Here is a 23,553-nt window from a genome sequence, read left to right as displayed (position 1 = left end):
CCACCGCGCGGCACGCCGACAGTAGGCTGTTAGTGTTCCGCTAACCTTGCTTTGGCGGTCTCGAACCTCATTGCCCGCCGCATGCACTACCGGGAAAGCAGAATACAGCGTGAGTGATCATCAGGATGTTCCGGCAGGCGAGCCGCTCCCCCGTCCCGCCGCCTCAAGCACGGGGCAGGGCGGTGCACCCGCCGCTCCCCCCGCCAGCCCCGCTCACCGCCGCATCATCGATGCTGTTTTTCGCGGGCTCCGTCGGCCGATACCCGGCGCCCAGCCGCGGCTGCGGTTCGAGTTCCCGCCCGAGCGGATCCCCGCCCCCGTGCCGACCGACGAGGACGTTTCGCTGGGCGACGACCGGCTGAAGTTCGGAAATGCCCAGCCCCAGTCCATGCGTCATCACCCGATTCACTTCGGTTTCATGGGCACGGTGGGCGTGGGGCTGGCTCTACTCGCCTACTTCATGATCACCAACGTGGGCCAACTGCTGCTGTGGATTGGCGCGGCCATGTTCATTGCCTTGGGGCTCGACCCCATTGTGCGGTGGCTGGAAAAGAAGAAGGTGCCCCGCCCGGCAGGAATCGCCGTGGCGCTTCTGCTGCTGGCCGGCATCATCGCGGCCTTCTTCGCCACCCTGATTCCCACCATTGCGAACCAGACCAGCCAGTTCGTGGACCGGGCGCCCGGTTTCGTCGATGATTTCCTCAACTCCGAGTTCTTCAGGACTGTTGATGAACAGTTCCAGGTCAGGGAGCGGGTCACCGAGGAAGTCAACAAATTCTTCAACGATTCGGAGGCGGTAGGCGGCATCTTCGGCGGAGTGCTGGGTGTTGGCACGGTCATCATCAACAGCCTGTTCGGGACCCTGATTGTTCTGGTCCTGACCCTCTACTTCCTGTCCTCGCTGCCTGCAATGAAGAAGTGGGCCTACCGGTTGGCGCCGCGCTCACGCCGACCACGGGTGGAGTCGCTGGCGGAGGAGATCACCAGCAGCGTCGGCAACTACGTGATCGGGCAGGCCTGTGTGGCCATCCTCAACGCGACGTTCGCCTTCATCTTCATGACGATCGCGCAGGTGCCCTTCTCGGTCCTCCTGGCCTTCGTCGTCGCACTGCTGGCCTTCATCCCCCTGGTGGGTGCCCTGATTGCGGCAGTGATCGTCACTGCGGTCGCGATGACCGCCGGCTGGCAGACGGCACTCCTCTTCGCGGTGCTGTACCTCGCCTATCTGCAGGTCGAGGCATACTTCATCTCCCCGCGCATCATGCAGCGTGCCGTGGCGGTACCCGGTTCGGTTGCAGTCATAGCCGTAATTGCCGGCGGAAGTCTCCTGGGTGTGTTGGGCGCACTGATTGCCATTCCGACAGCCGCAGCGGTGATGCTGCTGCTCAAGGAAGTCTTCATTGCCCGCCAGGACAGTCAGTAACGCCAGGACAGTCAGTAACGCCAGGTCAGGATACTAGGTCAGGAGGCTGTGGCTGCGGCTCCGGTCCAGCTCGTGGGCAGCGACTGCGATGCCCCAGGCAGCACGGCGTCGGTGATTTCATCAAGGACACGCGCCGCGTACTTCTCCCCCACCCACAGGTGCTTGGCGCCGTCGACGCCGATCACCTCGGCCTGGGGTATCCGGGCGAACCGCTCGGTCGCTGCCGCCGGCTGCAGGTAATCGTCGTGTTCGGGGACCAGTACCTTCAGCGGCAGGCCTGACGCGGCCCACGCCTCCAGATCTTCTTCCCCTGCACGGTGCAGTGGCGGCGACAAAAGTACCGCCCCCTGGATCAGCGGGGCGATCGGGTCAAGAGCACCGTATTTCAGGCACAGCTCGGTGCCGAAGGACCACCCCACCAGCCAGATGTTGCCAGCGCTATGCTCGGCCGCCCATGCCACGGCGGCCTCAATGTCGGCGCGCTCAGCAGCCCCACCGTCGAACTCGCCCTCGCTGCAGCCCCGCGGCGAGCAGGTACCACGGGTGTTGAACCGGAGCACCGCAATGTCCGCGAGTGCGGGAAGCCTGAAGGAGGCCTTGCGGAAGACGTGGGAGTCCATGAACCCACCGGCAGTCGGCAGCGGATGCATCGTTACCAAGGTGGCACGTGCCGGCCTGTCCGCCGGCTCGGCGAATTCGCCCACCAGACGCAGTCCGTCGGCGGTGCGCAGCTCGATCTCGGTGCGTCGCGCCGGCAGGACCGTTGACGCCCTGATGTCCCGCGGCCCGTCGGACTCGGTGAACTCATAACTGGGTAGGGTGGAAGTCATCGTTTTAGTCTAGGGGAACTGCAGCGGGCGGCTCAGTACCGGTAACTGCGGGTCCGCCAGCAGCTCACGTGCCAGTGCCTCCGGCCAGCGAGCCCGGCCGCTGCGCCGAACAGTGAGTCCTCCTGCCAGACCACCAGGTGCGCAAGACCGGGTGGAATGACCCGGTGGCATCCGGGACAAATATAGTCCTTCGCCGCGTTGCGCTCAGTGATCCGCCGGACGGACCATTCGCCGTCGGGAGCGCTTTCCCGGGTCGGTATCCCAGCCCGAGCCCGCTCCAGGTCGATGTCCGGCACGGGTGCTGCCTTCCTCCCGGGCTGCGCTGACGGCTTCGCGGGACGGCGAGGGCGGTTGGAGCGGGGCATAGCTCAAGTCTGCCTGAAGAATCGCCGGCCCGCCGCACCACCGGCGTCCGGTGGGGCGGCGGGGTCCAGCCGCGTCCTGTGGGACGATTTAGGTACTCCCCACCACACAAGTTCCCTGGAAGGCTTTCGTGCGTTTAGTCATAGCCCAGTGCTCAGTCGATTACATCGGGCGCCTCCGCGCCCATTTGCCCCTCGCCACCCGGCTGCTGATGGTGAAGGCCGACGGGTCGGTGCTGGTGCATTCCGACGGTGGTTCCTATAAACCGCTCAACTGGATGAGCCCGCCGGCCTCGCTGCGGATCATGACCCCCGAGGAAGCCGACACTGAACTGGGCGTCACCGAGGTGTGGAACGTTCAGCATGCCAAGAGCGATGACCGCCTGGTGATCAACATCCACGAACTGCTCCATGAGTCTTCCCATGATCTGGGTGTTGACCCCGGGCTGGTCAAGGACGGGGTCGAAGCGGACCTCCAACGACTCCTCGCCGAGCAGATCCACCTGGCCGGCACTGGTTTCACCCTGATTCGCCGGGAGTACATGACCGCCATCGGACCGGTTGACATCCTGGCCCGCGATGCTGCCGGTGCCACAGTAGCCATCGAGCTCAAGCGCCGCGGCGACATTGACGGCGTGGAGCAACTGACGCGCTACCTTGAGCTGCTCAACCGGGACCCGTTGATGGCACCGGTCCGCGGGATCTTCGCCGCACAGCAGATCAAACCACAGGCCCGGGTCCTTGCCCTGGACCGGGGTATCGACTGCCTGACCCTCGACTACGACATGATGCGGGGCGTCGACGACGTCGAGTCGCGCCTCTTCTAGGCCTCGGACACACGGATCAGTACCTTGCCGGTGACACCGTTCTCGACCGCGTCGTGGGCGGCGGCTGTGTCCTCAAGGGCAAACCAGGTGATGGGCAGCCCTGCGGACTCTCCAACGGGCAGCGCGCCCGCGCGGAGGGCAACGGTGATGTCCTCCGCCGCTGCGTGGAGCGCCTCAGCTCCCACCGTGTAGAGGAGCAGCCCCTGCCACCGAACATTCTTCGCGAAACTCGGGACGATCTCAGCCGTGAAACTATCCCCGTTGTTATTCGCGTAGTAGGCAATGCTGCCGTGGTTGGCGATGACCTCGACGTCAAGCTCCGCGTTCTGGCCGGGAGCGACCTCGACCACCTGGTCGACGCCGTCGGGAGCGATAGCGCGGATCTGGTCGGCAAGCGAGTCATCCGGGTAGCGCACCACATGGTGGGCGCCAGCGGCGCGGGCCAGCCCTGCTTTCGGTTCGCTGCTGACCGTCGCGATGACCGTCGCGCCAGCCCAGACGGCAAGCTGGATCGCTGCGTGGCCAACAGCCCCGGCACCGCCCTGGACCAGGACGACCCGGCCGGTCAGTGCCTCCGGTGCGAGCCGGGACGGTCCGTTCTCATGGACTGTCAGTGCACGGTGAGCCGTCATCGCTGGAACGCCCAGGCTGGCGGCGACCTCGAAGCTGACGCCCTCGGGAAGCGGAACCACACGGTCTGCCGGGAGCACCGCGAATTCCTGGGCAGTTCCGGTCGGGCGGCCGTGGGCGGCAAGGTAGACCCACACCCGGTCGCCCGCCGTCAGAGCGGTGACACCCTCCCCGACGGCGTCCACCAGCCCGGCGCCGTCCTGGTTCGGAACCACTTCGGGGAAGCCAAGATCGCCCGCAGCGCGGGCCTTCCAGTCGGTCGGGTTGACGCCGGAGGCCACAATCCGGACGCGTACCTCCCCGGGGCCGGGGACGGAGACCTCACGGTCAGCGAGGGCGAGAACTGAGGATGCTCCAGTGTTGGAGTAGACGATTGCTTTCATGGCTGATGGAACAGGGAATGCCAGCGCCCTATTCCCGACCCGGGCCGACTCTGACGGACCCAAGCCCTTTTTGTCCGCTGCACATAGAATCGGGTGATGGCCAGCAGCGAGAATTCAGGACCTTCACCCGTGAACTACCTCCGAGGACGCATCGCCACTGAGTCGGGCATCATTGAGGACGGCGTCCTCGCCTACGACGGCGACCGCATCGCCTACGCCGGACCAGCGGCTGGGTTCCCCGGCGGCGACACTGGGCCCGAGCGGACCTTCCCACCCGGAAGCCTGATTCTCCCGGGCCTCATTGATACCCACTGCCATGGCGCCAACGGTGGGGACTTCGCGAGCGGCGATGCGGCCGAGGCCCGGAGGGCGGTCGACTTCCTGCAACGGAGCGGAACCACAACCTCCCTCGCCAGTACCATGACGGCACCCCCCGCAGATCTGCTGAAGGCACTCTCAGTACTGGCGGGGTTGGCAGAAGAGGGGGTGATCGCCGGTATCCATGCCGAAGGCCCGTTTGTCTCATCGGTTCGCTGCGGCGCCCAGAACCCCGACCACATTGTCGCCCCCACCCCCGAGTACGTAGCAGCGCTGATCGATGCGGCTCAGGGACGGATGAAAACGATGACCTATGCTCCGGAGCTTCCCGGAGCGGACGCCCTGATCGATGAGCTGACCACCCACGGCATCACCCCCTCACTCGGGCACACCGACTGCGACACCTCAACCGCTGCCGCGTCCCTTGCCCTGGCCTGGGAGGAGATGGACTCCACGGGATTCGACGGGTACAGCGGACGCCCAACCGTCACTCATCTCTTCAACGGCATGCCGCCCCTGCATCACCGCTCCCCTGGCCCGGTTGCCGCCTGCCTGCGGATTGCGAAGGCTGGCAACGCCGTCGTCGAGCTGATTGCCGACGGCGCCCACCTCGACCCTCAGACCGTGCTCACCGTCTTCGAACTGGTCGGCGCCGAGAACATCGCTTTGGTCACCGATTCCATGGCGGCTACCGGGCTCCCCGACGGGGCTTATCACCTCGGGTCGTCGGCGGTCACGGTCACCGACGGGGTTGCCACCCTCGACCGCACCGGGTCCCTCGCCGGTGGCACCGCAGTGCTCCTCGACGTGGTGCGCCGCACCGTCGCCGCCGGGGTACCGCTCCTCGACGCCATCACGTCGGCGACTGTCGTGCCCGCCAATGTGCTGGGGCTTGCCGACGAGCTCGGCAGCCTTCGCCTCGGGCTGCGGGCGGACGCGGTGGTGGTTTCCGCCGAACTGCGCCTGCTCGCGGTACTTCGCGAAGGCCTCTGGCTCGCTCCGCTCTAGGCGATTGGAAGGACACTTCCCCGCTGTGGGATCAATAAATTTACCGGACAAAGGGCGAAAGTCCGTTGACCAGCACTGGGCGTTATGTGATGCTTACTTCAGTCTTTGTGTACGTGTTTTATCATGCTCGCAAGACAACGTTGCGAGCGTGTGACATCCGAACGGAGCCGGGCATCCCGGGTGCCGATAGGTTGTTTCCGTGAAGTGACCCCGGCTCACATGCACTGTGTGGGTCTGAACATTTCATTATGGAGGAGAAACAAATGGCACAGGGCACTGTGAAATGGTTCAACGCCGAAAAGGGCTTCGGCTTCATCACCCCGGATGACTCCGACGGCGATGTCTTTGTACATTACTCGGAGATCCAGACCGGTGGATTCAAGACCCTCGACGAGAACCAGCGTGTTCAGTTCGAAATCGGTCAGGGTGCCAAGGGCCCCCAGGCTACCGGAGTGACCGCACTCTAGCGGCTGAGCTGTCCGCACGACAGCATATGGTTCAAACGAAGGGACCTCCACGCAGTTGCGTGGAGGTCCCTTCGTTTGAACGCTGTTTCGGGCAAACGCTAACGCCAGGTTCCTATGCCAATCACCGGGCCAGCTTCAAGCCACGATGACAGCCCGGCATAGACGTCGAACTTCATGGCCAACAGCACTTCCTGACCTTCATAGTCCAGGCATACCACCACCGCACCGGGCTGAATCCTGCTCTTTTCAGCCTCAGTTGGCTGTCGCCACCCCTTGAGCTCCAGGGAACTGCGCAGGTAGCGGTAGCGGGGCCGCGGGCTCAGGGACGCCATCCTGAGCCATTCAAGGTGACGGTCCGTATAACGACAAACCCCCATCCGCCATCCCTCGGGAGGGAAGCAGATGGAGGCGTCGAAGGTGCCTAGCGCTCCGCGAAGCTGGAGGCGACGCAGGCCGAAGGCAAGAATGGAAAACACCAGCAGCAGGAAGACTGCTGCGAGCGTGATGAACGCTATTCCGAGACCGTCCATCGCCGAATCTGTCAGCGAGTCTCCGCGGACACTGAGCCGCCGATCTTCGCGTTGTCGGCCACGATCACTACTCGGTTGCTGTCGACGGAGAAGAACCCACCGTCAACCGAAACCAGCAGTCGTTCGCCGGAGACCGGTTCAATTGCCATTTCCCCTTCAGCCAGGATGGCGAGCATCGGAGCGTGCCCAGGCAGGATGCCAACTTCGCCATCGCTGGTGCGGGCCCTGACCATGGTCGCCGCACCGGACCACACAAAGTGGTCCGCCGCGACGATTTCTACTTCGAGTTCAGCCATGAACGTTACTTTCCGGTCTGCTCTTGGATCTTGGCCCACTGGCGCTCGACGTCGTCGAGTCCGCCAATGTTGAAGAACGCCTGCTCAGCAATGTGGTCAAGGTCGCCGTTGGCGATGGCGTTGAAGCCCTCGATGGTGTCCTTGATGCTCACGGTGGAGCCTTCGACTCCGGTGAACTGCTTCGCCGTGTAGGTGTTCTGCGACAGGAACTGCTGGATGCGGCGTGCCCGCGAAACAACAATCTTGTCTTCTTCGGAGAGCTCGTCAACACCGAGGATGGCGATGATGTCCTGCAGTTCCTTGTTCTTCTGGAGGATCTGCTTGACGCGCACTGCCGTGTTGTAGTGATCGTGGCCGATGTACTGGGGATCGAGGATTCGCGACGTCGAAGTCAGCGGGTCGATCGCCGGGTACAGACCACGTGAAGCAATTTCACGTGACAGCTCGGTGGTGGCATCAAGGTGGGCGAAGGTTGCTGCCGGTGCCGGGTCGGTGTAGTCATCAGCAGGCACGTAGACGGCCTGCATCGACGTGATCGAGTGGCCCTTGGTCGAGGTGATGCGCTCCTGAAGGAGGCCCATCTCATCGGCAAGGTTCGGCTGGTAACCCACTGCCGAAGGCATGCGGCCGAGGAGGGTCGATACCTCGGAACCGGCCTGGGTGAAGCGGAAGATGTTGTCAACGAACAACAGCACGTCCTGCTTCTGGACATCCCTGAAGTACTCGGCCATGGTCAGTGCCGACAGGGCAACCCGGAGGCGCGTTCCTGGTGGCTCATCCATCTGGCCGAACACCAGCGCGGTGTCCTTGAGGACGCCCGCCTCTTCCATTTCAACCCAGAGGTCGTTTCCTTCACGGGTCCGCTCGCCAACACCGGCGAATACCGAGGTACCACCGAAGTTACGTGCCACACGGGTGATCATTTCCTGGATCAGCACGGTCTTGCCCACACCGGCACCACCGAAGAGGCCAATCTTGCCACCCTTGATGTACGGGGTGAGCAGGTCGATGCTCTTGATGCCGGTTTCCAACATTTCCGTGGAACCCTCAAGCTGGGCGAAGGCCGGCGGCTTGCGGTGGATGGGCCACCGTTCGGTGATCTCCAGCTGGGACTCTTCGACGTCGAGGGGCTTACCCAGGACGTTGAAGATGTGACCCTTGACGACGTCGCCGACGGGCACCGAAATGGCGCTGCCGGTGTCGTGGACAACGGTTCCACGGACGAGGCCGTCGGTGGCCTGGAGCGAGATTGCACGCACCAGGTTGTCACCGAGGTGCTGCGAGGTCTCGAAGGTGATCATGTGCGTCTCACCATTGAGAGTGATCTCAGTGGTCAGCGCGTTGTAGATTGCGGGAATGGCGTCAGCCGGGAACTCGACGTCGACAACCGGGCCAATGACACGGGCGATTCGACCTGTGCCGCCGGATGCAACTGAGTCACTACCATGCTCAATAGTCTGGGCAGTCATCTCTCTCACTTCACTTACGTAGATGGCGTGGGGCTAAGTCTAACTAGGGTGGAGCAGGTTCAAGAATTTGCGGGGAAGCTAGGATGCGCTGAGCGCGTCCGCACCTGCCACAATCTCCGAAAGTTCCTGGGTGATCTCCGCCTGGCGCGCAGTGTTGCGGAGCCGGGTGTACTTCTTGATCAGATCAGTTGCGTTGTCGCCTGCGGACTTCATTGCCCGCTGACGGGCGGCGAGTTCGCTCGCTGCTGCCTGCAACAGGGCCGCGAAGATCCGTGACTCGATATAGCGGGGAAGCAATGCGTCCAGAACCATTTCGGGCTCCGGCTCATACTCGTAGAGCGGCAACAGATCTGATTCAGATGCTGCTTCCTCTTCGACGACCTCGAGTGGAAGCAGGCGGATTACCGTTGGTTCCTGCAACACCATTGACCTGAAGCGGGTGTAAACCACGTGGATCTCGTCGACGCCGCCGTCTTCGAAGTCCGTATTGAACTCGGCCAGGAGTGCCTTGCCGATCTCGCGTGCGGTTTCAAAATCTGGCGCGTCAGTCCCACCGATCCACACGTTCTCGAACGCGCGGTCCCGGAAGTCGAAGTAGGCCTGCGCCTTCCGACCGACAAGGTAGGTTTTGACTTCCTTGCCTTCTTCCCGCAGCAGCTCGATCAGTGATTCGGCCTGCTTCAGCACGCTCGCTGAGTAGGATCCCGCGAGTCCGCGGTCTGAGGTCATCACGAGAACCGCCGATCGCCGAATCTGCTCCGGCTCGGTGGTGAGCGGGTGATCGATCTCTGACTGCGATGCCACTGCTGAGACGGCACGGGTGATCGCATTGGCGTAGGGCAGGGACGAGGATACTCGTGCCCTTGCCTTGCCGATGCGAGAAGTCGCGATCAGCTCCATCGCCTTGAAGATCTTCCTCATCGACGTGGTCGACGTGATCTTCTGGCGGTAGACCCGGATCTGGGCTCCCATACATGTCCTTTCCTTCGTAGTCCACCTGGGGATTACGGCTAAGGCCGCGGGTGGTGCCGGGGCGCTTGACGCACCCCGGCACCGGTATCCCTAGCGCTTCTGCTTGACGATCTTCTCCTGGTCGACCTCGTCCTCGGAGAGGGCGCTGTACTCTTCGTGACCGGCTACCAGACCATCGTGGCCTTCGCCGAAGAATCCCTTCTTGAAGTCGTCGATCTGCTTCTTCAGCTCGTCGACGGTGGAGTCCTCAAGGAGGTTGGTCTCGGCCAGAGTGGTCAGGACCGATGACTTGTGCCGCAGGTGCTCGAGGAACTGGCCCTCGAACTTGCGAACGTCCTCAACCGGTACATCGTCGAGGTAGCCGTTGGTGCCAGCCCAGATCGAAACGACCTGATCCTCCACAGGGAACGGCGCATACTGACCCTGTTTGAGCAGTTCCATCAGGCGTGCACCACGGGTCAACTGCTGACGCGATGCTGCATCCAGGTCCGAGGCGAACATGGCGAACGCCTGCATGTCCCGGTACTGCGCGAGGTCGAGCTTCAACGTGCCCGAGACCTTCTTCATGGCCTTGACCTGTGCTGAACCACCGACTCGTGACACCGAGACGCCGACATCGACTGCTGGACGCTGGTTGGCGTTGAAGAGGTCCGACTGCAGGAAGATCTGCCCATCGGTGATCGAGATAACGTTGGTCGGAATGAACGCCGAGACGTCGTTGGCTTTGGTCTCGACGATCGGCAGACCGGTCATCGAACCCGCACCGAGCTCATCGGAGAGCTTCGCACAACGCTCCAGCAGACGGGAGTGCAAGTAGAACACGTCGCCTGGGTAGGCTTCGCGTCCTGGCGGACGACGCAGCAGCAGCGACACCGCGCGGTAGGCTTCAGCCTGCTTGGACAGGTCATCGAAGATCACCAGGACGTGCTTGCCGGCGTACATCCAGTGCTGGCCGATGGCCGAACCGGCGTAGGGTGCCAGGTACTTGAAGCCTGAGGGATCGGATGCAGGTGATGCAACGATCGTGGTGTACTCCAGGGCGCCCTTGTCCTCAAGGGTCTGGCGTACGGCAGCGATGGTTGAGGCCTTCTGTCCAATGGCGACGTAGATGCAGCGAACCTGCTTCTTCACGTCGCCGGACTCCCAGTTGGCCTTCTGGTTGATGATGGTGTCGACGGCGATGGCTGTCTTGCCGGTCTGACGGTCACCAATGATCAGCTGGCGCTGGCCACGGCCGATCGGGATCATCGCGTCGATCGCCTTAAGCCCGGTCTGCATGGGCTCGTGGACCGACTTACGCTCGGTCACGCCCGGCGCCTGAAGCTCCAGTGCGCGCCGCGCTTCCGCCTTGATCTCGCCAAGGTCATCGATGGGCTGGCCCAAAGGGTCAACTACGCGGCCGAGGAAGGCGTCGCCCACTGGCACGGAGAGGATCTCTCCGGTGCGGTGAACTTCCTGGCCTTCTTCGATACCGGTGAAGTCACCAAGCACGACGACGCCGATTTCACGGGTGTCGAGGTTCTGGGCGAGGCCCAGGGTGCCATCTTCGAAACGCAGCAATTCATTGGCCATCACCGAAGGCAGACCCTCTACCTTGGCGATGCCATCGCTGGCGGTACTTACGCGGCCTACTTCAACGCGTTCGGCGTTGCCGGGCTCGTAGGATGCCGCAAACTCGTTCAACGCATTACGGACGTCTTCGGCGTTGATGGTCAATTCGGCCATCTGCAGTCCCTGCTCTCCTGTGTTGTGATCGCCGCTGCTTCACGGCGACCGGTGTGTGATTGAAGTCTGTTGTGTGTCTGGGATAGGACGGTTGCCCGTCCTACACCGCTAGCTTTCGCCGCAGTTCAGACAGCCTGGCGATCACTGTGGAATCAACCACTTCATCGCCAACCTGGACGCGGACCCCGCCGATGAGCGACGGCTCCACTGTGACATTGGTCCTGAGCTCGCGACCGAACAGGGAGTTCAGGCCCTGCTGCAACCGTGCGAACTGTTCATCGGTCAGCGGACGGGTAACGCTGACGTTCGCAATCCAGCGGTCATGCCGTTTGGCCACGAGCTCCACGAACCGCTTCACCAAGTGAGTGGGTTTGATGCCGCGGGGCGCCTGTACTGCCTGACGCACCAACAGCTGCGCTTCGGCTCCGGCGTGAGGCACCAGTTTCAGTGCCAGGTTCACCCTTGCCTCGTCGGTGGCTTGCCGCTCGGACAAAGCACGCTGCAATTCGTGGCTTGATTCAACGGTCCTGATGAAGTCGAAAAGGTCGTTTTCCAGACCCTCAAGACTCGCCGCACCATTGTCCCGGTTCTCCGCTACAGCGATTGCAGCGGTTGCGCCGAGGGTTTCCAGCGCGTCCCCGAGGTCGCGGGCCACTGCCCAGCGCATGGAGACCAGATCCCTGACCACCGACGCTGTCTGCTCCGAGACCTTGCCAGCTACCAGGGTCGAAACCAGTGCGGCTTTGTCCCTACCTTCGCGGGAAGGATCGGTCAGTGCACGACGGAGTCCGGCGTTGCTGTCGAGCATCTCGAGGACCCCGAAGAGTTCCTCGGCGAGCGACAGGGTTGCGCCGGGCAGACGGGTTTCTAGATCTTTGAGTGCCGTTGCCAGGGACTGGCTGGATACACCTGCCATTACTTCGATGCACCTGCGCTCTGAGTTTCGAGGTCGGCCAGGAAGCGGTCGACGACCCGCGCGGACCGCTGATCATCAGAGAGAGACTCTCCAACGATGCGGCTGGCGAGTTCGGTTGCCAGCGTGCCAACTTCGGCGCGCAAGGACACAACAGCTGCCTGACGTTCTGCTTCAATCTGGACGTGTGCCTGCTCGGTGATACGAGCTGACTCAGCCCCGGCCTTTTCCTTCAGTTCCGCGAGGATCTGCGCACCTTCGGCGCGTGCTTCCTCTCGGATGCGGTTGGCTTCAGTGCGTGCATCCACCAGCTGCTGCTTGTATTCGTCAAGCGCTGCGTTTGCTTCAGCCTGTGCCGCTTCAGCCTTGGCAATGCCGCCTTCGATGGCTGCAGTCCGCTCCGCGAACGTTTTCTCAAACGCTGGCATCACGAACTTGATGACGATGAACATCAGCACCGCGAAGCCCACCAACGTAACGAGCAGTTCCCACAGATTCGGGACCAGAGGACTTGTGCCCTCTTCTGCCGCCATTATCGCTGCGTTAAGCATGTTTCACCCGTCTTTCTCTAGCTAGTCTATGGACCGTGGCGGACGCGTAATTACGCGCCGATAACGAACGCGAAGACCAAGCCGAGGATGGCGAGTGCTTCAGTCAAAGCCAATCCGAGGAAGGCGATGGGCTGGAGGACCCGCTGGGCTTCTGGCTGACGCGCTACACCGTTGATGTATGCGGCGAAGACGAGTCCTACACCGATGCCACCACCGATTGCGGAGAGACCGTATCCAACGAGGTTGAGGCTACCCTGTACTTCCATTGTGTTCCTTTCAAGATGCCGCTTGCTGCGACAGGTTGTTTGGGATCATCCCCGACGGGGAAGTCTGTATTTGTTAGTCGTGAAAATTAGGCTATTCGTAAAGAATTAGTGAGCGTCGGCGTGGAGTGCGCCTTCAATGTAGATGGCTGCCAGCAGTGTGAACACGTACGCCTGAAGGATCATGATCAGCACCTCAAGCATGTACATGGAGACAGCACCTGCCAGGACCAGCACGCTCGTACCCTGCAGCAGGATGTTTCCCGTCAGCACCATGTATTCGATGGCCGAACCGGCCAGGGTGATGATCAGGTGGCCTGCCAGCATCGTGGCGAAGAGTCGGAGTGAGTGGGTTACCGGCCGAACGAGGAAGTTCGAGATGATCTCGATGGGGACCACGATCGGCAGGATGTACCAGGGAACCCCCGACGGGACAACTGCCAGTTTGAAGTAGCGCAATCCGTGCTTCTTGATGCCAATGCCAACCCAGAGGAGGTAGAAAATCGCCGCAATGGCGTAGGCGCTACCTGGATGGGAGAAGCTCGGCAGCTGAAGGAACGGAATCGCGCCGAAAATGTTGTTCACGAGGACGAAGAAGAATGCGGTGAAGAGCCACGGCACGTACTTCATGAAGTCCTTGCCGCCGATAATGTCCTTACCGATGGAGTTCCTGACGAATCCGTAGGCGGACTCCCCCAGGAACTGCATTTTGCCGGGGACCAGCTTTCCCTTGCGGGAGGCAATGATAAAGAAGATGGCAATAAAGATGACTGACAGGATGATCATCAGCATCTGCTTGCCGAAGCCACCCTCGAACCAGACGCCGTATTCACCGCCCCACGGGAAAATATCCCGGTAGTGGGTGTCGTCAATTGTGGGGGCTACGAAACCCTCATCCGTTGTAGTGGCCGGGAGCGCAAGCGCGATCAACGCGTTTCCTCTCTGCAGTGTCCATCGTTGGGCAGGTTCTGATCGGGCATGGAGTTACTGCTCCGACTCATTAAGTTTTCGACATTCACTTAGGGTTCTCCCCAGCCTTCCCGCTGCTGTCCCGCGGCGTCGAACCGGGCTCAGCTTGTGTAGTGCGGGTGAGGTTATGCATATGGGAGAGGTAGAAACCCCCGACTGCACCCAAGAGACCTCCAACGAGCACTATCCATTGTGTTCCCAGGAGGTTGTCCAGCCCCCACCCTATCAAACTCCAGACGAGTATCCCGCCAATAATGTAGCTGAAGACAGCGATACCAGCGTTGTATCCGCCCTCACCGTAAGGGCCTCTCGCGTCGTCGCCGGCATCGGCTCGAGAGGAGCCCTGCCGGGGCTCCTGAGGATGGGATTCAGCCACGGTCGAACTCATTTCCTGGTACTGGCGCTGTCGGCGCGGGGTCGTTGTAGAGCTGGTGCCGGGCCTTGGAGAAGACGTAGAGCTCCACGCTCTGCCACAGGATCACGGTTCCCACCGCTCCCCCGAAGAACCAGTTCGGCTCAAGCCAGGGTGGAGTGCCGAGCACGAAAAGGACAACTGCGAAGCCAACGACCTTGATCGCGTACGTTACGGCGAAAAGGCCGATTGCACCTGAGGGGTTGTTGCGACCCGCGAAGTGGCCGACCGCGAGGCTAATACCGAAGAAGGCGACGACGACCGCGAACCCGAACAACGTGCTCAAGGCAGCGCCCGGCCCGGTGACGAAAACCGCGACCGTAGCTGCCACGGCAATGGCTGAGGTAGTGACCAGAACGCATTTTTTTAGGATTCCCAGCCAGAGGGATCCTGATGGATCAGCTGCGGGATGGGTAGTGCCTCGACGGGCACCGACGCCCGGGGCGTCAGGTGTGCTCATAGGGAATCCATCCGTAGATTCGATGTGAGGGAAGTCCCCGACTCAGGCCACGGGAGGAATGCCGCGGACTGCGCCTCAATTCTACCGTACCTAGAATTGGCTCCGTGATGCCTGAGAATGTGGGGTCTTACGGCACGCGGTTGGCCCGCGCCCGGCCAGCAAAGATTCGCGGGGAATAGAGATAGAGCGTCACTACTGCGGCAGCCAGCAGCGAGAAGGCTACCGCTCCGAGCGGCGGTGCCGTAGCAGCCACGAACCCGGCTGCTCCGGTAAGCACCGATGCGCCGGTCACCACCAGGGCCGCCTGCACATGGGTCAGGCCCACATCGGTCAGGCGCTGGTAGACATGCTCACGGTGGGAGGCGTACCAGCGGTCACCGGCCCGGACGCGGCGCAGGAAGGTGGTGAAGGTGTCGGCGAGGTAAATCAGCACCGGTGAGAACAGATACTCGAGGTACACCCCAGCGAGTAATCCGGTGACAGCTATCGCCGCGATGGACGCGCCCAGTAGGTAACTGCCCACATCGCCGAGGAACACAAATCCCCTACCCAGATTCCAGGGCAGGAACCCCGCAAAGGCTGCCGCCACCACCAGGCCTGCAACAACGAGCCAGAGCTGGTCGCTGAGCATCCCGGCGATCGCATAGAAGGCGCCTACCGCCACTCCATGCATACCGGAGATCCCGTTGATGCCATCCATGAAGTTGGCCGCGTTGATGTACGCAGCCACGGCTAGCGCACCCACCGGAACCCACCAGAAGCTTTGGCCGATGGTCCAGGCCAGAGCCGCCGTGCCCAGCGCGCCGATGGCCAGCTGCAGCGCTGCCCGCACCTGGATCGAGATGCCGCGGTAGTCTTCGACCCAGCCGAGGAGAGCTGCTGCCGAAAGCATCCCCAGGATGATCAGGATCAGCGACCGGTCAACAGCTACCAGGCCGGTAACCAGCGCAAGGACCAGGCCCGCCGCGATTGCCACGGCAACGGTAATCCCCACCCCCCGAATGACCACTGTGGTGTGGGAGGAGCGTTCATTGGGGATGTCGAGCACACCCAGCTTCACCAGCAGGGGTTTGAGGACAAAGGGAAGCACCGCACTCAGCACGAGGGTAGCCCCGACCACCGCCGCCAGCTGCACGCTATACACCTTCGATTCCGCCCTTGCGCTTCCAGTCGACCAGGTTGAGATTCACTGGGTCCAGTGTTGACACTGACGTGTGGGAAATCTTGGGATGCAGGGGCCGCGCGCCGTCTTCGCCGAACCCCACCAGTTCCTCATGCATTTTTTCCCCCGGCCTCAGCCCGGTGAACACCACTTCAATGTCCTTCCCGGACATGGCAATCATTCGCTGGGCGACGTCGAGAATTTTGACTGCCTCACCCATATCCAGGATGAGTACCTCACCGGGGCGTCCGATCGCCCCGGCCTGGATGACCAGTTGACACGCCTCGGGGATGGTCATGAAAAAGCGGGTCACCTCGGGGTCCGTCACAGTGATCGGTCCACCGACCCTGATCTGCTCGGTGAAGAGGGGGAGCATCGAGCCCCGGCTCCCAATGACATTTCCAAACCGGACTGAGACGTAACTGTTCGCGGTCTGGCTGGCTTGCCAGGCTGTGAGCTTCTCAGCGACACGTTTGGAATGCCCGAGCACACTGGTGGGGTTCGCCGCTTTGTCGGTCGAGATGTTGACAAAGTGCTTCACCCCGGCTGCCTTGGCCGCGACCAGCACATTATGCGTGCCCAGTACATTGGTCTTCCAGGCTTCCTCCGGGTACTGCTCCAGCAGCGACACGTGCTTCAGCGCTGCTGCATGGAACACCACCTCGGGCCTGCGCTCCTCGAAAATTCCGAGCAGCGTATCGGCATCACGGATGTCTGCCAGCACGGTGTCCCTGCCGGTGAGCAGGCCGCGTCCCGTCATGGATAGCTGGGTGGTTTGCAGCCCGGTTTCGTCGCGGTCCAACATGATCAGTTCGGCGGGGCTGAACTGCGCCAGTTGGCGGCACAGTTCGGAGCCGATAGACCCGCCCGCTCCGGTGACCAGCACCTTCTTCCCGGTGATGTACCCAGCCACCTCATCTGCATGGATATCCACGGGCCGACGGCCGATCAGGTCCTCGACCGCAACTTCCCGGAAATCGGAGAATCCTGCCCCGGATCCCCCGGTGGCCAGCATGTCGCGCAGCGGTGGGAGGACCAGAACCTTGATATTCATCCCAGCTACCAGGTCCGACACCTTGCGCACCTGCGCCGCCTCAACATCAGCGAAGGCGATCACGAGAACTGAGGCACGGGTACGGGCAATGATGCTGGGGAGGTCTTCCAGCCGGCCCAGTACAGGCACCGTCGCCAGCCTGAGGTGCTTCTTCGCCGGGTCGTCGTCGATCAGCCCCACCGGAAAATACGGGGATTCCCGGTCCTGGATCATCCGGCCGACAAGTGAGCCGCCCAGGAACCCGGCGCCATAGATCAGGGTCCGCTGTGCGTCTTCGCCAGGTTTGGCTTTGCTTTCGACGAACATGCGCTTGAGGTAGCGGGTGGACGCCATGAACATGCAGGCGAAAGGGAAAGCGATAATGCCGATGCTGCGGGGGATTTCAATAATCGAGAAGAACACCACACTGACCAGCAGGAGGATCACCGACACAATGACCGTCACGATGACCAGCAGCTTGGCTTCGTGAAAGCTGCCGAAGCTGTACCGTCCTCGGTACAGGGCAAAGCTCAGGCCGACCGCGAGCTGGGCGGCAAGCGCCACGGCGCAGAACACCACCACTCCGGTCATATTGATCTGGTTGATCAGCAGTTCATACCGAAGCACCAGAGCCAGCAGAATCGCGACAATCCAGGCGACCGAGTCGAAAATATACTGTGACCAGAGCCAGAGTGCTGGCTTCTCCGATCGGGGCGTGGCGTGGTTTCCGGACCCGTCCCGGGCTGGATCCACGCTGTCAGCGAGTTTCATGGTTCCTAACAACGGCTCGGCGAATGTTCAAACGTGCGCTTGGAGTCCTCACGGCAGAATCTCAGCTCGTGCTGGTGTAATAGACTCTCTCTACCCGAGAATACTAACCGCACTACCCGGCCCCGACCGCCTCCGAGGCGTGTTGTGAGTGGACCGGAAAGGACTGTTTTGCAGGATACCGTGGCCGTTGCGGCAGTAACTTTTGACCGCCCCGACGACCTTCGTACCCTCCTGCTGGCGTTGTCCCAACAGAGTGTGCCGCTCGCCTCGGTCGCCTTGGTCGACTCCGGGACGCAGGATATCGAAGGCATTGCCCGCGAATCCGATGCACCCGTGAACTACATCCGTTCCCTGAGTAACCTTGGCGGCGCCGGCGGTTTTTCCCTGGCGATCCTCTCCGCCATGGCCAGTGGTGCCGAGTGGGTCTGGATCATGGACGACGACGCCCACCCCGAGGACCCCGAGGCGCTGGAAACTCTCCTGGCGGCCGCCAAAGCCGAGGGACTCGACGTCGTCGTGCCCTTGATTGTGGCACCCGGTGAACCCACCAGGCTCTCCTTCCCTTTCCGGCTGGCGGGGCGCTCCGTGCATGACCGGGCCGAGGTCGAGAAGCTGGGGATCATCAAGGATGTTGGCCAGTTCTTCAATGGTGCGCTGATTCGTTCTGACGTCTTTTTCAGGGTCGGGCTCCCTGACCTGCGCCTGTTCATCCGCGGGGATGAGACGGACTTCATGCTGCGCCTGCGGCGGGCCGGGATCCCCTTCGGCACCGTGACCACCGTTGCGCTCAGCCATCCTCCCGGGTGGGCCGAGACGCAGCAGGTACTCGGTGACCGGCTGCATGTCCTGGTCCCTGAGACCGCGTTCAAACGCTACTTCTATTACCGCAACCGCGGGTACCTCACCCGCCGGTATCTGAGGCTCAAGTCGCTCGTCGCCGATGGGGTGGGGTACCCGCTGTATTTCCTGAAGCACCGCGACCTTCGGGGCTTCGCTGAGTGGTTCACTGCCTATTCCGCCGGTGTTCGCGGGCGTGGCTTCGGGCCGCCGTCGGATCAGGGATATTGAGGTGGCTTCGTCCACCCCGGCGGTGACGGTGGTTGTCACCACTTTCAACCGCGCCGGTTACCTGCGCGTCCTGCTGGAGACGATTGCACGCCTGGATCCCGCACCGAGCAGCGTCATCGTCGTGAACAATGCGAGCACCGACAACACCGACGAGGTGATCGCGGCCGCGAACCTCCCCATGCCGTTGATCCACCATCGGTTACGGAAAAACGTTGGCGGATCCGGTGGCTTCTCGGTGGGGGTTGAGCGGGCCCTCGCCGAGGGAGCCGAATGGCTGTGGCTGATGGACGACGACGTCGAAGCCCTCCCCGGAGCGATCGCCGCCTTTCAGCCCTGGATGGGAACCTATCGGTGTCTTCACGGCCGCCGCTACGACTACTCCGGTCAGCCGTTTTTCTGGCAGCACCACTTCAATGCGTTCCTGGGCGTGCACTTCCCGGTCCGCGGCAACGTGTTCAGGCACCGTCCGGTGTTCCACACCAATGTTGGCTGTTTCGAAGGGATGCTGGTCCACGCCGACGTGGTACGCCGCGTGGGGCTGCCCGATCCCCGGTTTTTCCTCAACGGAGATGACACCACCTACGGGTGGCTGATCGCCCAATCCGAACCGGTCGCCTACATCAACGAATATGTCCTGAAGAAGGCCAGACCGCAGAAGCAGATCGATCTTGGCGTGCGCCATCTGAATGACTCCAACGACCTGGGCCGCTATTGCGGGATGCGCAACCGCGGTCACCTGGCGCGGTATCTGCGCGTCAAGGGCAGCTTCAACCGGTGGGGTTTTGGTCTGGGAACCCTGCTGACTGCTGCGAAGGAGGTACTCCGGCTGGTGGCCGTTGAGCATTCGCTGTCCGGTCTCGCTCCCCTGTGGCGGGGCTGGATCGAATCGCGCGGTATCCTCAGGGACCCCGAGTGGCAGCCAATGCCACCGGTCGAAACCAACCCTACCGACCCTGTGAAGGAAACCCGCTGACCATGTCCTGGCTGATTCTCGGCGCCACCGGCTTTGTCGGATCGGCGATCCTGCACGCCGTCGAGGCCGCGGGCCTCGACGTGACTGGCGCTCCGGCGCCCAGACTCAGCAGTGAGGCTACGACGGTGGCCGAACTTGCTACCGAGGGAGCCAACCATCCGGCCCTCGAGGGGCTAACCGCCGCGTTGGCAGGGGTTTCGGTGGTGGTGAACGCAGCAGGCCTGGCAGCACCCCGCAGCGGCGATACCCCCGAACTGCGTGGAGCGAACGCCCTGCTGCCAACAATTCTTGCGCAGGCCTGTGCAGCGGCGGGGGTCGATCGTCTGATCCACCTCAGCAGTGCGGCCGTCCAAGGGCAGCGGGACCAGCTGGACGAGTCCCTGGACCTCGCCCCGTTCTCGGCCTACTCCCGGAGCAAGGCCCTCGGCGAGCAGGCTCTTCAGGCGGCGGCGTCTACCACACGCCTCGTCATCGTCCGCGCCACCTCGGTTCAGGGCGCCAACCGGCCGACGACGACGGCGCTGGCCCGGTTGGCTGCCTCGCCCCTGGCGTCGGTTGCAGCACCGGGCACCGCCCCGACGCCGGTCACGTCCGTCGAGTCACTGGCCGATTTTGTCGTGTTGGTGGGCACCTTTGAGGGACCGGTTCCGTTGGTTGTCCTCCAGCCGAGCGAGGGGATGTCTGTCCGCTCGGTCCTGGAGGCTGCGGGTGGCACGCCCATCGTGCTGCCCCGACGGCTGTGCCTTGCGCTGCTGCGCGTCGGCTACGCGATATCGACACTCGCCGGCGAACGGCTCCACGGCAGTCTGCGCCGGGTGGAGCTGATGTGGTTCGGCCAGGGCCAGGAGCCCGGGTGGGCGGCGGCCCAGGGTATCCGGGTCGAGCACCGGGTCAGCGGGGTGTTGGAGAGTGCGGCGTCCCGGCGTCGTCAGGGGCGGTCGGGCTGGCAGTCTCCGGCGAACCGGTAGCCTCAGCCTGGTCTCTCAGGCCCGGCACCACGACCTGTAGCTGGTCCAGACTGATGCTGCCTGCACGAACCAGGCGCAGTTCATCACCCGTTGCATCAATGATGGTTGAGGCGGTGGCACTGCGCGGGCCGCCCTCCAGATATACCTGCACGGAGCCCGCCAGCTGATCGAAGGCGTCCGCGGCAGTGGTTGCCGCCGGTGCTCCCGTTCGGTTGGCTGAGGAGACGGCCAGTGGGCCCGTCAAGGCCAACAGGTCCAGAGCCACCCGATCCTCGGGCACGCGCAGTGCCACGGTGCCGAGAGTGTCGCCAAGATCCCAGGTCAATGAGGGCTGCGCGCGGAAGATCAGCGTCAATCCGCCAGGCCAAAAAGCCTCCACCAACTTCCTCGCATCAGGATGAATCTCGGCGGCAAGACCATCCATAGTCTGGACGCGGGGAATCAGGACGGGAGGCGGCATGCTTCTCCCCCGCCCCTTGGCTGCCAGCAAGGTGGCAACCGCCTGCGGCGAGAAGGCATCGGCGGCAATGCCATAGACGGTGTCGGTAGGCACCACAACACACTGGTTGGCCGCGATGGCACGTTGGGCGTGGGCTAAACCGTCGCTGCGCTGGGCGGGATCGGAGCAGTCATAGCTGGTGGTCACAGAACTATTCTTTCACTGGTGCGTCAGGGTGGGCGGGGTGGCTGCGCACAGCCGACGTCGAGCGGTCTCGTCCGGTGAGGTCCTGGTGGGTCTGAACTGCGGTCCAGTGCTGGTCTGCTTTCAGGTATGCGGCAATCGCTGGCGCCTGGACCTCCGCGTGCTCCATGACGAAGTAGCCGCCAGGGACCAGCAGCCGGGCAGCGCTGAGCGCCGCCGCTTTGGGGAGTTCGAGGCCATCAGCGCCGCCACCGTACAGCGCGATCTGTGGGTCGTGGTCCGCCACTTCGGGTTCCCGGGGGACCGCTGCCGACGGAATATAGGGCGGGTTGGACACCACCACATCGAAGCTACCGTCTTCCTCCCCCAGCGCATCCCGCAGGTCACCGAGGATCAGCGTCACGCCCCGGCGCACCAGATTGCGTTCTGCCCAGGCGTAAGCCAGCGGGCTGAACTCCACCGCGTACACGTCGGCGCCAGGCACCTCGTCGGCGATAGCGGCGGCGATCGCCCCACTCCCGGTGCCCAGGTCGACCACCCTGGGCCGGGTCAGCGTCAGCGCGTGATCGATGGCGAGTTGCGCCACCGATTCGGTTTCCGGGCGCGGAATGAACGCTCCCGGTCCGACTGCCAGCTCCACCCGCCGAAAATGGGCGACGCCGGTAATGTGTTGGAGCGGCACCCGCCGCTCACGCTCCGCCACCAGATCAAAAAACCCGGCAGGCGCCGTCGCACCCAGCAACGCCAGGGTTTTCACACGCCCCACTGGCTCCCCCAGCAGGTGGGCGGCCAACAGATGCGCATCAACGCTGGGACTGGGCACGCCGGCGTCGTTCAGGAGACCGGCGGCCCGCACCAGGGCGGCCTCGAGGGACTGATCGGAGCGGGGTTGTTCGTTCATCAGTCAGCGGACGTTCAGTCGTCCTCGCCAATCGCGTCCAGCCGGGATTGCTCATCCATTTCGATGCCCGCCTGGACGACCGCTTCAAGGTCGCCGTTCATCACCGCGTCAAGGTTGTACGCCTTGTACCCGGTGCGATGGTCAGCGATACGGTTCTCGGGGTAGTTGTAGGTGCGGATGCGCTCAGAACGGTCCATGGTACGGATCTGCGACTTGCGGATATCCGAGTTTGCGGCGTCGATCTGCGCCTGTTGGTGGGCGAGGATGCGGGACCGGAGCACCCGCATACCCGCTTCACGGTTCTGCAGCTGCGACTTCTCGTTCTGCATGGCCACCACGATGCCGGTGGGGAGGTGGGTGATGCGCACCGCCGAATCGGTGGTGTTCACCGACTGGCCGCCCGGCCCGGAGGAACGATAGACATCAATCTTGAGATCGTTCTGGCTGATCTCCACTTCCTCTGGCTCGTCCACCTCGGGCAGAATGAGCACACCTGCTGCTGAGGTGTGGATCCGGCCCTGTGATTCGGTGACCGGGACCCGCTGGACCCGGTGCACGCCGCCTTCGAACTTGAGGCGGGCGTAGACGCCCTCCCCCGGCTCGTTGGAGGAACTTTTGATCGCCATCTGGACATCCTTGTACCCGCCAAGGTCGGATTCGTTGGCTGAAATGATCTCGGTCTTCCAGCCACGCGACTCGGCGTACCGGGTGTACATGCGCAACAGATCACCGGCGAACAGGGCTGCCTCGTCGCCGCCCTCACCGCCCTTGACCTCAATGATGACGTCGCGGCTGTCGTTGGGGTCACGCGGGATCAGCAGTCGGCGGAGCCGTTCCTGGGCTGCGGCGAGCTGTTCCTCAAGGACCGGTACTTCAGCGGCGAACTCCGGGTCATCAGCCATCTCCTGGGCTGCCTCAAGGTCGTCCTTGAGCGCCTCCCATTTGGTGTGCGCGTCGACAATCCCGCTCAGCTCGGCGTACCTGCGGCCAAGTTTGCGGGCCAGCACCTGGTCGGAGTGCACAGCCGGGTCGGAGAGCCGTAGCTGCAGCTCGGCGTGCTCGTCGAGCAGGTTCTGGATCGACTCAAACATCTGGGCAATTCCTCTTTCGAACGGATTCCATTCAACAGATATAACCGAATTCGGGCGGTTTTCCCGTCATTTCTGTTGACTCGATTGGTTAAGCACAGCCGCCCACGCACCGTCCGGCGAACCGGTAGGGCGTGG

26 protein-coding genes are annotated in these 23,553 nt (G+C 62.9%); 7 read left to right on the top strand and 19 right to left on the bottom strand.

All coding sequences use genetic code 11. The annotated features are described in order from the left end of the window. Positions 1–109: 109 nt before the first annotated feature. Positions 110–1,423 (top strand): AI-2E family transporter, encoded by a 1,314-nt coding sequence (locus ABD059_RS13225; protein ID WP_377959669.1) that lies wholly within the window; start codon positions 110–112, stop codon positions 1,421–1,423. 38 nt (positions 1,424–1,461) lie between these two features. Here ABD059_RS13225 and ABD059_RS13220 read toward each other — a convergent pair whose 3' ends face one another. Together ABD059_RS13220 and ABD059_RS13215 are read right to left on the bottom strand one after the other, a co-directional pair. After that, a complete protein-coding gene (locus ABD059_RS13220) occupies positions 1,462–2,253 on the bottom strand; it encodes an alpha/beta hydrolase (RefSeq protein ID WP_343880784.1) in 792 nt (263 codons plus the stop codon). 32 nt (positions 2,254–2,285) lie between these two features. Next, on the bottom strand, positions 2,286–2,618 hold the full coding sequence (locus tag ABD059_RS13215) for a hypothetical protein (protein ID WP_343880782.1): 333 nt from the start codon (positions 2,616–2,618) through the stop codon (positions 2,286–2,288). Positions 2,619–2,746: 128 nt separating this feature from the next. On the opposite strand from ABD059_RS13215, the gene nucS reads away from it, so the two are divergent. Further along, a complete protein-coding gene (gene nucS, locus ABD059_RS13210) occupies positions 2,747–3,442 on the top strand; it encodes an endonuclease NucS (RefSeq protein ID WP_343880780.1) in 696 nt (231 codons plus the stop codon). Here nucS and ABD059_RS13205 read toward each other — a convergent pair. Continuing rightward, positions 3,439–4,455, bottom strand: a complete 1,017-nt coding sequence (locus ABD059_RS13205; RefSeq protein ID WP_343880778.1) for an NADPH:quinone reductase — start codon at positions 4,453–4,455, stop codon at positions 3,439–3,441. The genes nucS and ABD059_RS13205 overlap by 4 nt on opposite strands. 96 nt (positions 4,456–4,551) lie before the next feature. Between ABD059_RS13205 and ABD059_RS13200 the strand changes: the two genes are divergently transcribed. After that, positions 4,552–5,781 (top strand): N-acetylglucosamine-6-phosphate deacetylase, encoded by a 1,230-nt coding sequence (locus tag ABD059_RS13200; RefSeq protein ID WP_343880776.1) that lies wholly within the window; start codon positions 4,552–4,554, stop codon positions 5,779–5,781. A 263-nt stretch (positions 5,782–6,044) separates the two neighbouring features. Further along, positions 6,045–6,248, top strand: coding sequence for a cold-shock protein (locus tag ABD059_RS13195; RefSeq protein WP_019481284.1), 204 nt, complete (start codon positions 6,045–6,047; stop codon positions 6,246–6,248). Between the two features lie 98 nt (positions 6,249–6,346). On the opposite strand, the gene ABD059_RS13190 is transcribed toward ABD059_RS13195, so the two are convergent. From ABD059_RS13190 to ABD059_RS13130, 13 genes are all read right to left on the bottom strand, one after another. Continuing rightward, the gene (locus tag ABD059_RS13190; RefSeq protein WP_343880774.1) at positions 6,347–6,778 is read right to left on the bottom strand and encodes a DUF2550 domain-containing protein; all 432 of its coding nucleotides are present in this window, start codon (positions 6,776–6,778) and stop codon (positions 6,347–6,349) included. 11 nt (positions 6,779–6,789) lie between these two features. Then, positions 6,790–7,074, bottom strand: a complete 285-nt coding sequence (locus ABD059_RS13185; protein ID WP_343880772.1) for a F0F1 ATP synthase subunit epsilon — start codon at positions 7,072–7,074, stop codon at positions 6,790–6,792. A gap of 5 nt (positions 7,075–7,079) precedes the next feature. Next, a complete protein-coding gene (atpD, locus tag ABD059_RS13180) occupies positions 7,080–8,543 on the bottom strand; it encodes a F0F1 ATP synthase subunit beta (RefSeq protein ID WP_019481287.1) in 1,464 nt (487 codons plus the stop codon). A 78-nt stretch (positions 8,544–8,621) separates the two neighbouring features. Continuing rightward, a complete protein-coding gene (locus tag ABD059_RS13175) occupies positions 8,622–9,515 on the bottom strand; it encodes a F0F1 ATP synthase subunit gamma (protein ID WP_196865774.1) in 894 nt (297 codons plus the stop codon). Between the two features lie 90 nt (positions 9,516–9,605). Next, entirely contained in the window at positions 9,606–11,240 is a 1,635-nt protein-coding gene (gene atpA, locus ABD059_RS13170) for a F0F1 ATP synthase subunit alpha (protein WP_343880767.1), read from the bottom strand. 100 nt (positions 11,241–11,340) lie between these two features. Further along, positions 11,341–12,156, bottom strand: coding sequence for a F0F1 ATP synthase subunit delta (locus ABD059_RS13165; protein WP_343880765.1), 816 nt, complete (start codon positions 12,154–12,156; stop codon positions 11,341–11,343). Further along, positions 12,156–12,704: a F0F1 ATP synthase subunit B gene (locus ABD059_RS13160; protein WP_343880763.1), complete on the bottom strand. Its 549-nt coding sequence runs from the start codon at positions 12,702–12,704 to the stop codon at positions 12,156–12,158. Before ABD059_RS13160 ends, ABD059_RS13165 begins: the two co-directional genes overlap by 1 nt. A 50-nt stretch (positions 12,705–12,754) precedes the next feature. Continuing rightward, entirely contained in the window at positions 12,755–12,970 is a 216-nt protein-coding gene (locus tag ABD059_RS13155) for an ATP synthase F0 subunit C (RefSeq protein WP_019481292.1), read from the bottom strand. 105 nt (positions 12,971–13,075) lie between these two features. Then, positions 13,076–13,897, bottom strand: a complete 822-nt coding sequence (atpB, locus tag ABD059_RS13150) for a F0F1 ATP synthase subunit A (RefSeq protein WP_343880761.1) — start codon at positions 13,895–13,897, stop codon at positions 13,076–13,078. 85 nt (positions 13,898–13,982) lie between these two features. Beyond that, complete coding sequence (locus ABD059_RS13145) at positions 13,983–14,324, bottom strand: hypothetical protein (RefSeq protein ID WP_343880759.1); 342 nt, start codon at positions 14,322–14,324, stop codon at positions 13,983–13,985. After that, positions 14,305–14,808 carry a hypothetical protein gene (locus tag ABD059_RS13140; RefSeq protein ID WP_343880757.1) on the bottom strand — a complete coding sequence of 168 codons (504 nt, stop codon included), beginning with the start codon at positions 14,806–14,808 and terminating at the stop codon, positions 14,305–14,307. The genes ABD059_RS13145 and ABD059_RS13140 overlap by 20 nt, the downstream gene beginning before the upstream one ends. Before the next feature lie 127 nt (positions 14,809–14,935). Further along, a complete protein-coding gene (locus tag ABD059_RS13135) occupies positions 14,936–15,943 on the bottom strand; it encodes an MraY family glycosyltransferase (protein WP_343880755.1) in 1,008 nt (335 codons plus the stop codon). 1 nt (position 15,944) lies between these two features. After that, entirely contained in the window at positions 15,945–17,774 is a 1,830-nt protein-coding gene (locus tag ABD059_RS13130; protein WP_343880753.1) for a polysaccharide biosynthesis protein, read from the bottom strand. A gap of 168 nt (positions 17,775–17,942) precedes the next feature. Here ABD059_RS13130 and ABD059_RS13125 point away from each other — a divergent pair, with 168 nt between their 5' ends. The 3 genes from ABD059_RS13125 to ABD059_RS13115 are packed head-to-tail and all read left to right on the top strand — an operon-like array spanning position 17,943 to position 20,783. Then, on the top strand, positions 17,943–18,842 hold the full coding sequence (locus ABD059_RS13125) for a glycosyltransferase (protein WP_343880751.1): 900 nt from the start codon (positions 17,943–17,945) through the stop codon (positions 18,840–18,842). A 1-nt stretch (position 18,843) separates the two neighbouring features. Beyond that, positions 18,844–19,815: a glycosyltransferase gene (locus ABD059_RS13120; protein ID WP_343880749.1), complete on the top strand. Its 972-nt coding sequence runs from the start codon at positions 18,844–18,846 to the stop codon at positions 19,813–19,815. 2 nt (positions 19,816–19,817) lie between these two features. Then, positions 19,818–20,783, top strand: a complete 966-nt coding sequence (locus ABD059_RS13115; RefSeq protein WP_343880747.1) for an NAD-dependent epimerase/dehydratase family protein — start codon at positions 19,818–19,820, stop codon at positions 20,781–20,783. Here the strand turns inward: ABD059_RS13115 and ABD059_RS13110 are convergent. The 3 genes from ABD059_RS13110 to prfA are packed head-to-tail and all read right to left on the bottom strand — an operon-like array spanning position 20,707 to position 23,418. Continuing rightward, positions 20,707–21,429: an L-threonylcarbamoyladenylate synthase gene (locus ABD059_RS13110; RefSeq protein ID WP_343880745.1), complete on the bottom strand. Its 723-nt coding sequence runs from the start codon at positions 21,427–21,429 to the stop codon at positions 20,707–20,709. The genes ABD059_RS13115 and ABD059_RS13110 overlap by 77 nt on opposite strands. Before the next feature lie 4 nt (positions 21,430–21,433). Continuing rightward, positions 21,434–22,327, bottom strand: coding sequence for a peptide chain release factor N(5)-glutamine methyltransferase (gene prmC / locus ABD059_RS13105; protein ID WP_343880743.1), 894 nt, complete (start codon positions 22,325–22,327; stop codon positions 21,434–21,436). Between the two features lie 14 nt (positions 22,328–22,341). Then, positions 22,342–23,418 (bottom strand): peptide chain release factor 1, encoded by a 1,077-nt coding sequence (prfA, locus tag ABD059_RS13100; protein ID WP_343880741.1) that lies wholly within the window; start codon positions 23,416–23,418, stop codon positions 22,342–22,344. Positions 23,419–23,553 lie beyond the last annotated feature (135 nt).

Source organism: Arthrobacter flavus, assembly GCF_039526005.1.
GTDB classification, from domain to species: domain Bacteria; phylum Actinomycetota; class Actinomycetes; order Actinomycetales; family Micrococcaceae; genus Arthrobacter_D; species Arthrobacter_D flavus.
This window is presented reverse-complemented; position numbering and strand designations above follow the sequence as displayed.

Coding starts and splice junctions, on each gene's coding strand:
- ABD059_RS13140 (WP_343880757.1), bottom strand. CDS start 14,808: ATGAGCACACCTGACGCCCCGGGCGTCGGTGCCCGTCGAGGCACTACC.
- ABD059_RS13175 (WP_196865774.1), bottom strand. CDS start 9,515: ATGGGAGCCCAGATCCGGGTCTACCGCCAGAAGATCACGTCGACCACG.
- ABD059_RS13200 (WP_343880776.1), top strand. CDS start 4,552: ATGGCCAGCAGCGAGAATTCAGGACCTTCACCCGTGAACTACCTCCGA.
- ABD059_RS13115 (WP_343880747.1), top strand. CDS start 19,818: ATGTCCTGGCTGATTCTCGGCGCCACCGGCTTTGTCGGATCGGCGATC.
- atpA (WP_343880767.1), bottom strand. CDS start 11,240: ATGGCCGAATTGACCATCAACGCCGAAGACGTCCGTAATGCGTTGAAC.
- ABD059_RS13145 (WP_343880759.1), bottom strand. CDS start 14,324: ATGAGTTCGACCGTGGCTGAATCCCATCCTCAGGAGCCCCGGCAGGGC.
- atpD (WP_019481287.1), bottom strand. CDS start 8,543: ATGACTGCCCAGACTATTGAGCATGGTAGTGACTCAGTTGCATCCGGC.
- ABD059_RS13165 (WP_343880765.1), bottom strand. CDS start 12,156: ATGGCAGGTGTATCCAGCCAGTCCCTGGCAACGGCACTCAAAGATCTA.
- prfA (WP_343880741.1), bottom strand. CDS start 23,418: ATGTTTGAGTCGATCCAGAACCTGCTCGACGAGCACGCCGAGCTGCAG.
- ABD059_RS13205 (WP_343880778.1), bottom strand. CDS start 4,455: ATGAAAGCAATCGTCTACTCCAACACTGGAGCATCCTCAGTTCTCGCC.
- ABD059_RS13195 (WP_019481284.1), top strand. CDS start 6,045: ATGGCACAGGGCACTGTGAAATGGTTCAACGCCGAAAAGGGCTTCGGC.
- ABD059_RS13155 (WP_019481292.1), bottom strand. CDS start 12,970: ATGGAAGTACAGGGTAGCCTCAACCTCGTTGGATACGGTCTCTCCGCA.
- ABD059_RS13215 (WP_343880782.1), bottom strand. CDS start 2,618: ATGCCCCGCTCCAACCGCCCTCGCCGTCCCGCGAAGCCGTCAGCGCAG.
- ABD059_RS13220 (WP_343880784.1), bottom strand. CDS start 2,253: ATGACTTCCACCCTACCCAGTTATGAGTTCACCGAGTCCGACGGGCCG.
- ABD059_RS13185 (WP_343880772.1), bottom strand. CDS start 7,074: ATGGCTGAACTCGAAGTAGAAATCGTCGCGGCGGACCACTTTGTGTGG.
- ABD059_RS13190 (WP_343880774.1), bottom strand. CDS start 6,778: ATGGACGGTCTCGGAATAGCGTTCATCACGCTCGCAGCAGTCTTCCTG.
- ABD059_RS13160 (WP_343880763.1), bottom strand. CDS start 12,704: ATGCTTAACGCAGCGATAATGGCGGCAGAAGAGGGCACAAGTCCTCTG.
- ABD059_RS13130 (WP_343880753.1), bottom strand. CDS start 17,774: ATGAAACTCGCTGACAGCGTGGATCCAGCCCGGGACGGGTCCGGAAAC.
- prmC (WP_343880743.1), bottom strand. CDS start 22,327: ATGAACGAACAACCCCGCTCCGATCAGTCCCTCGAGGCCGCCCTGGTG.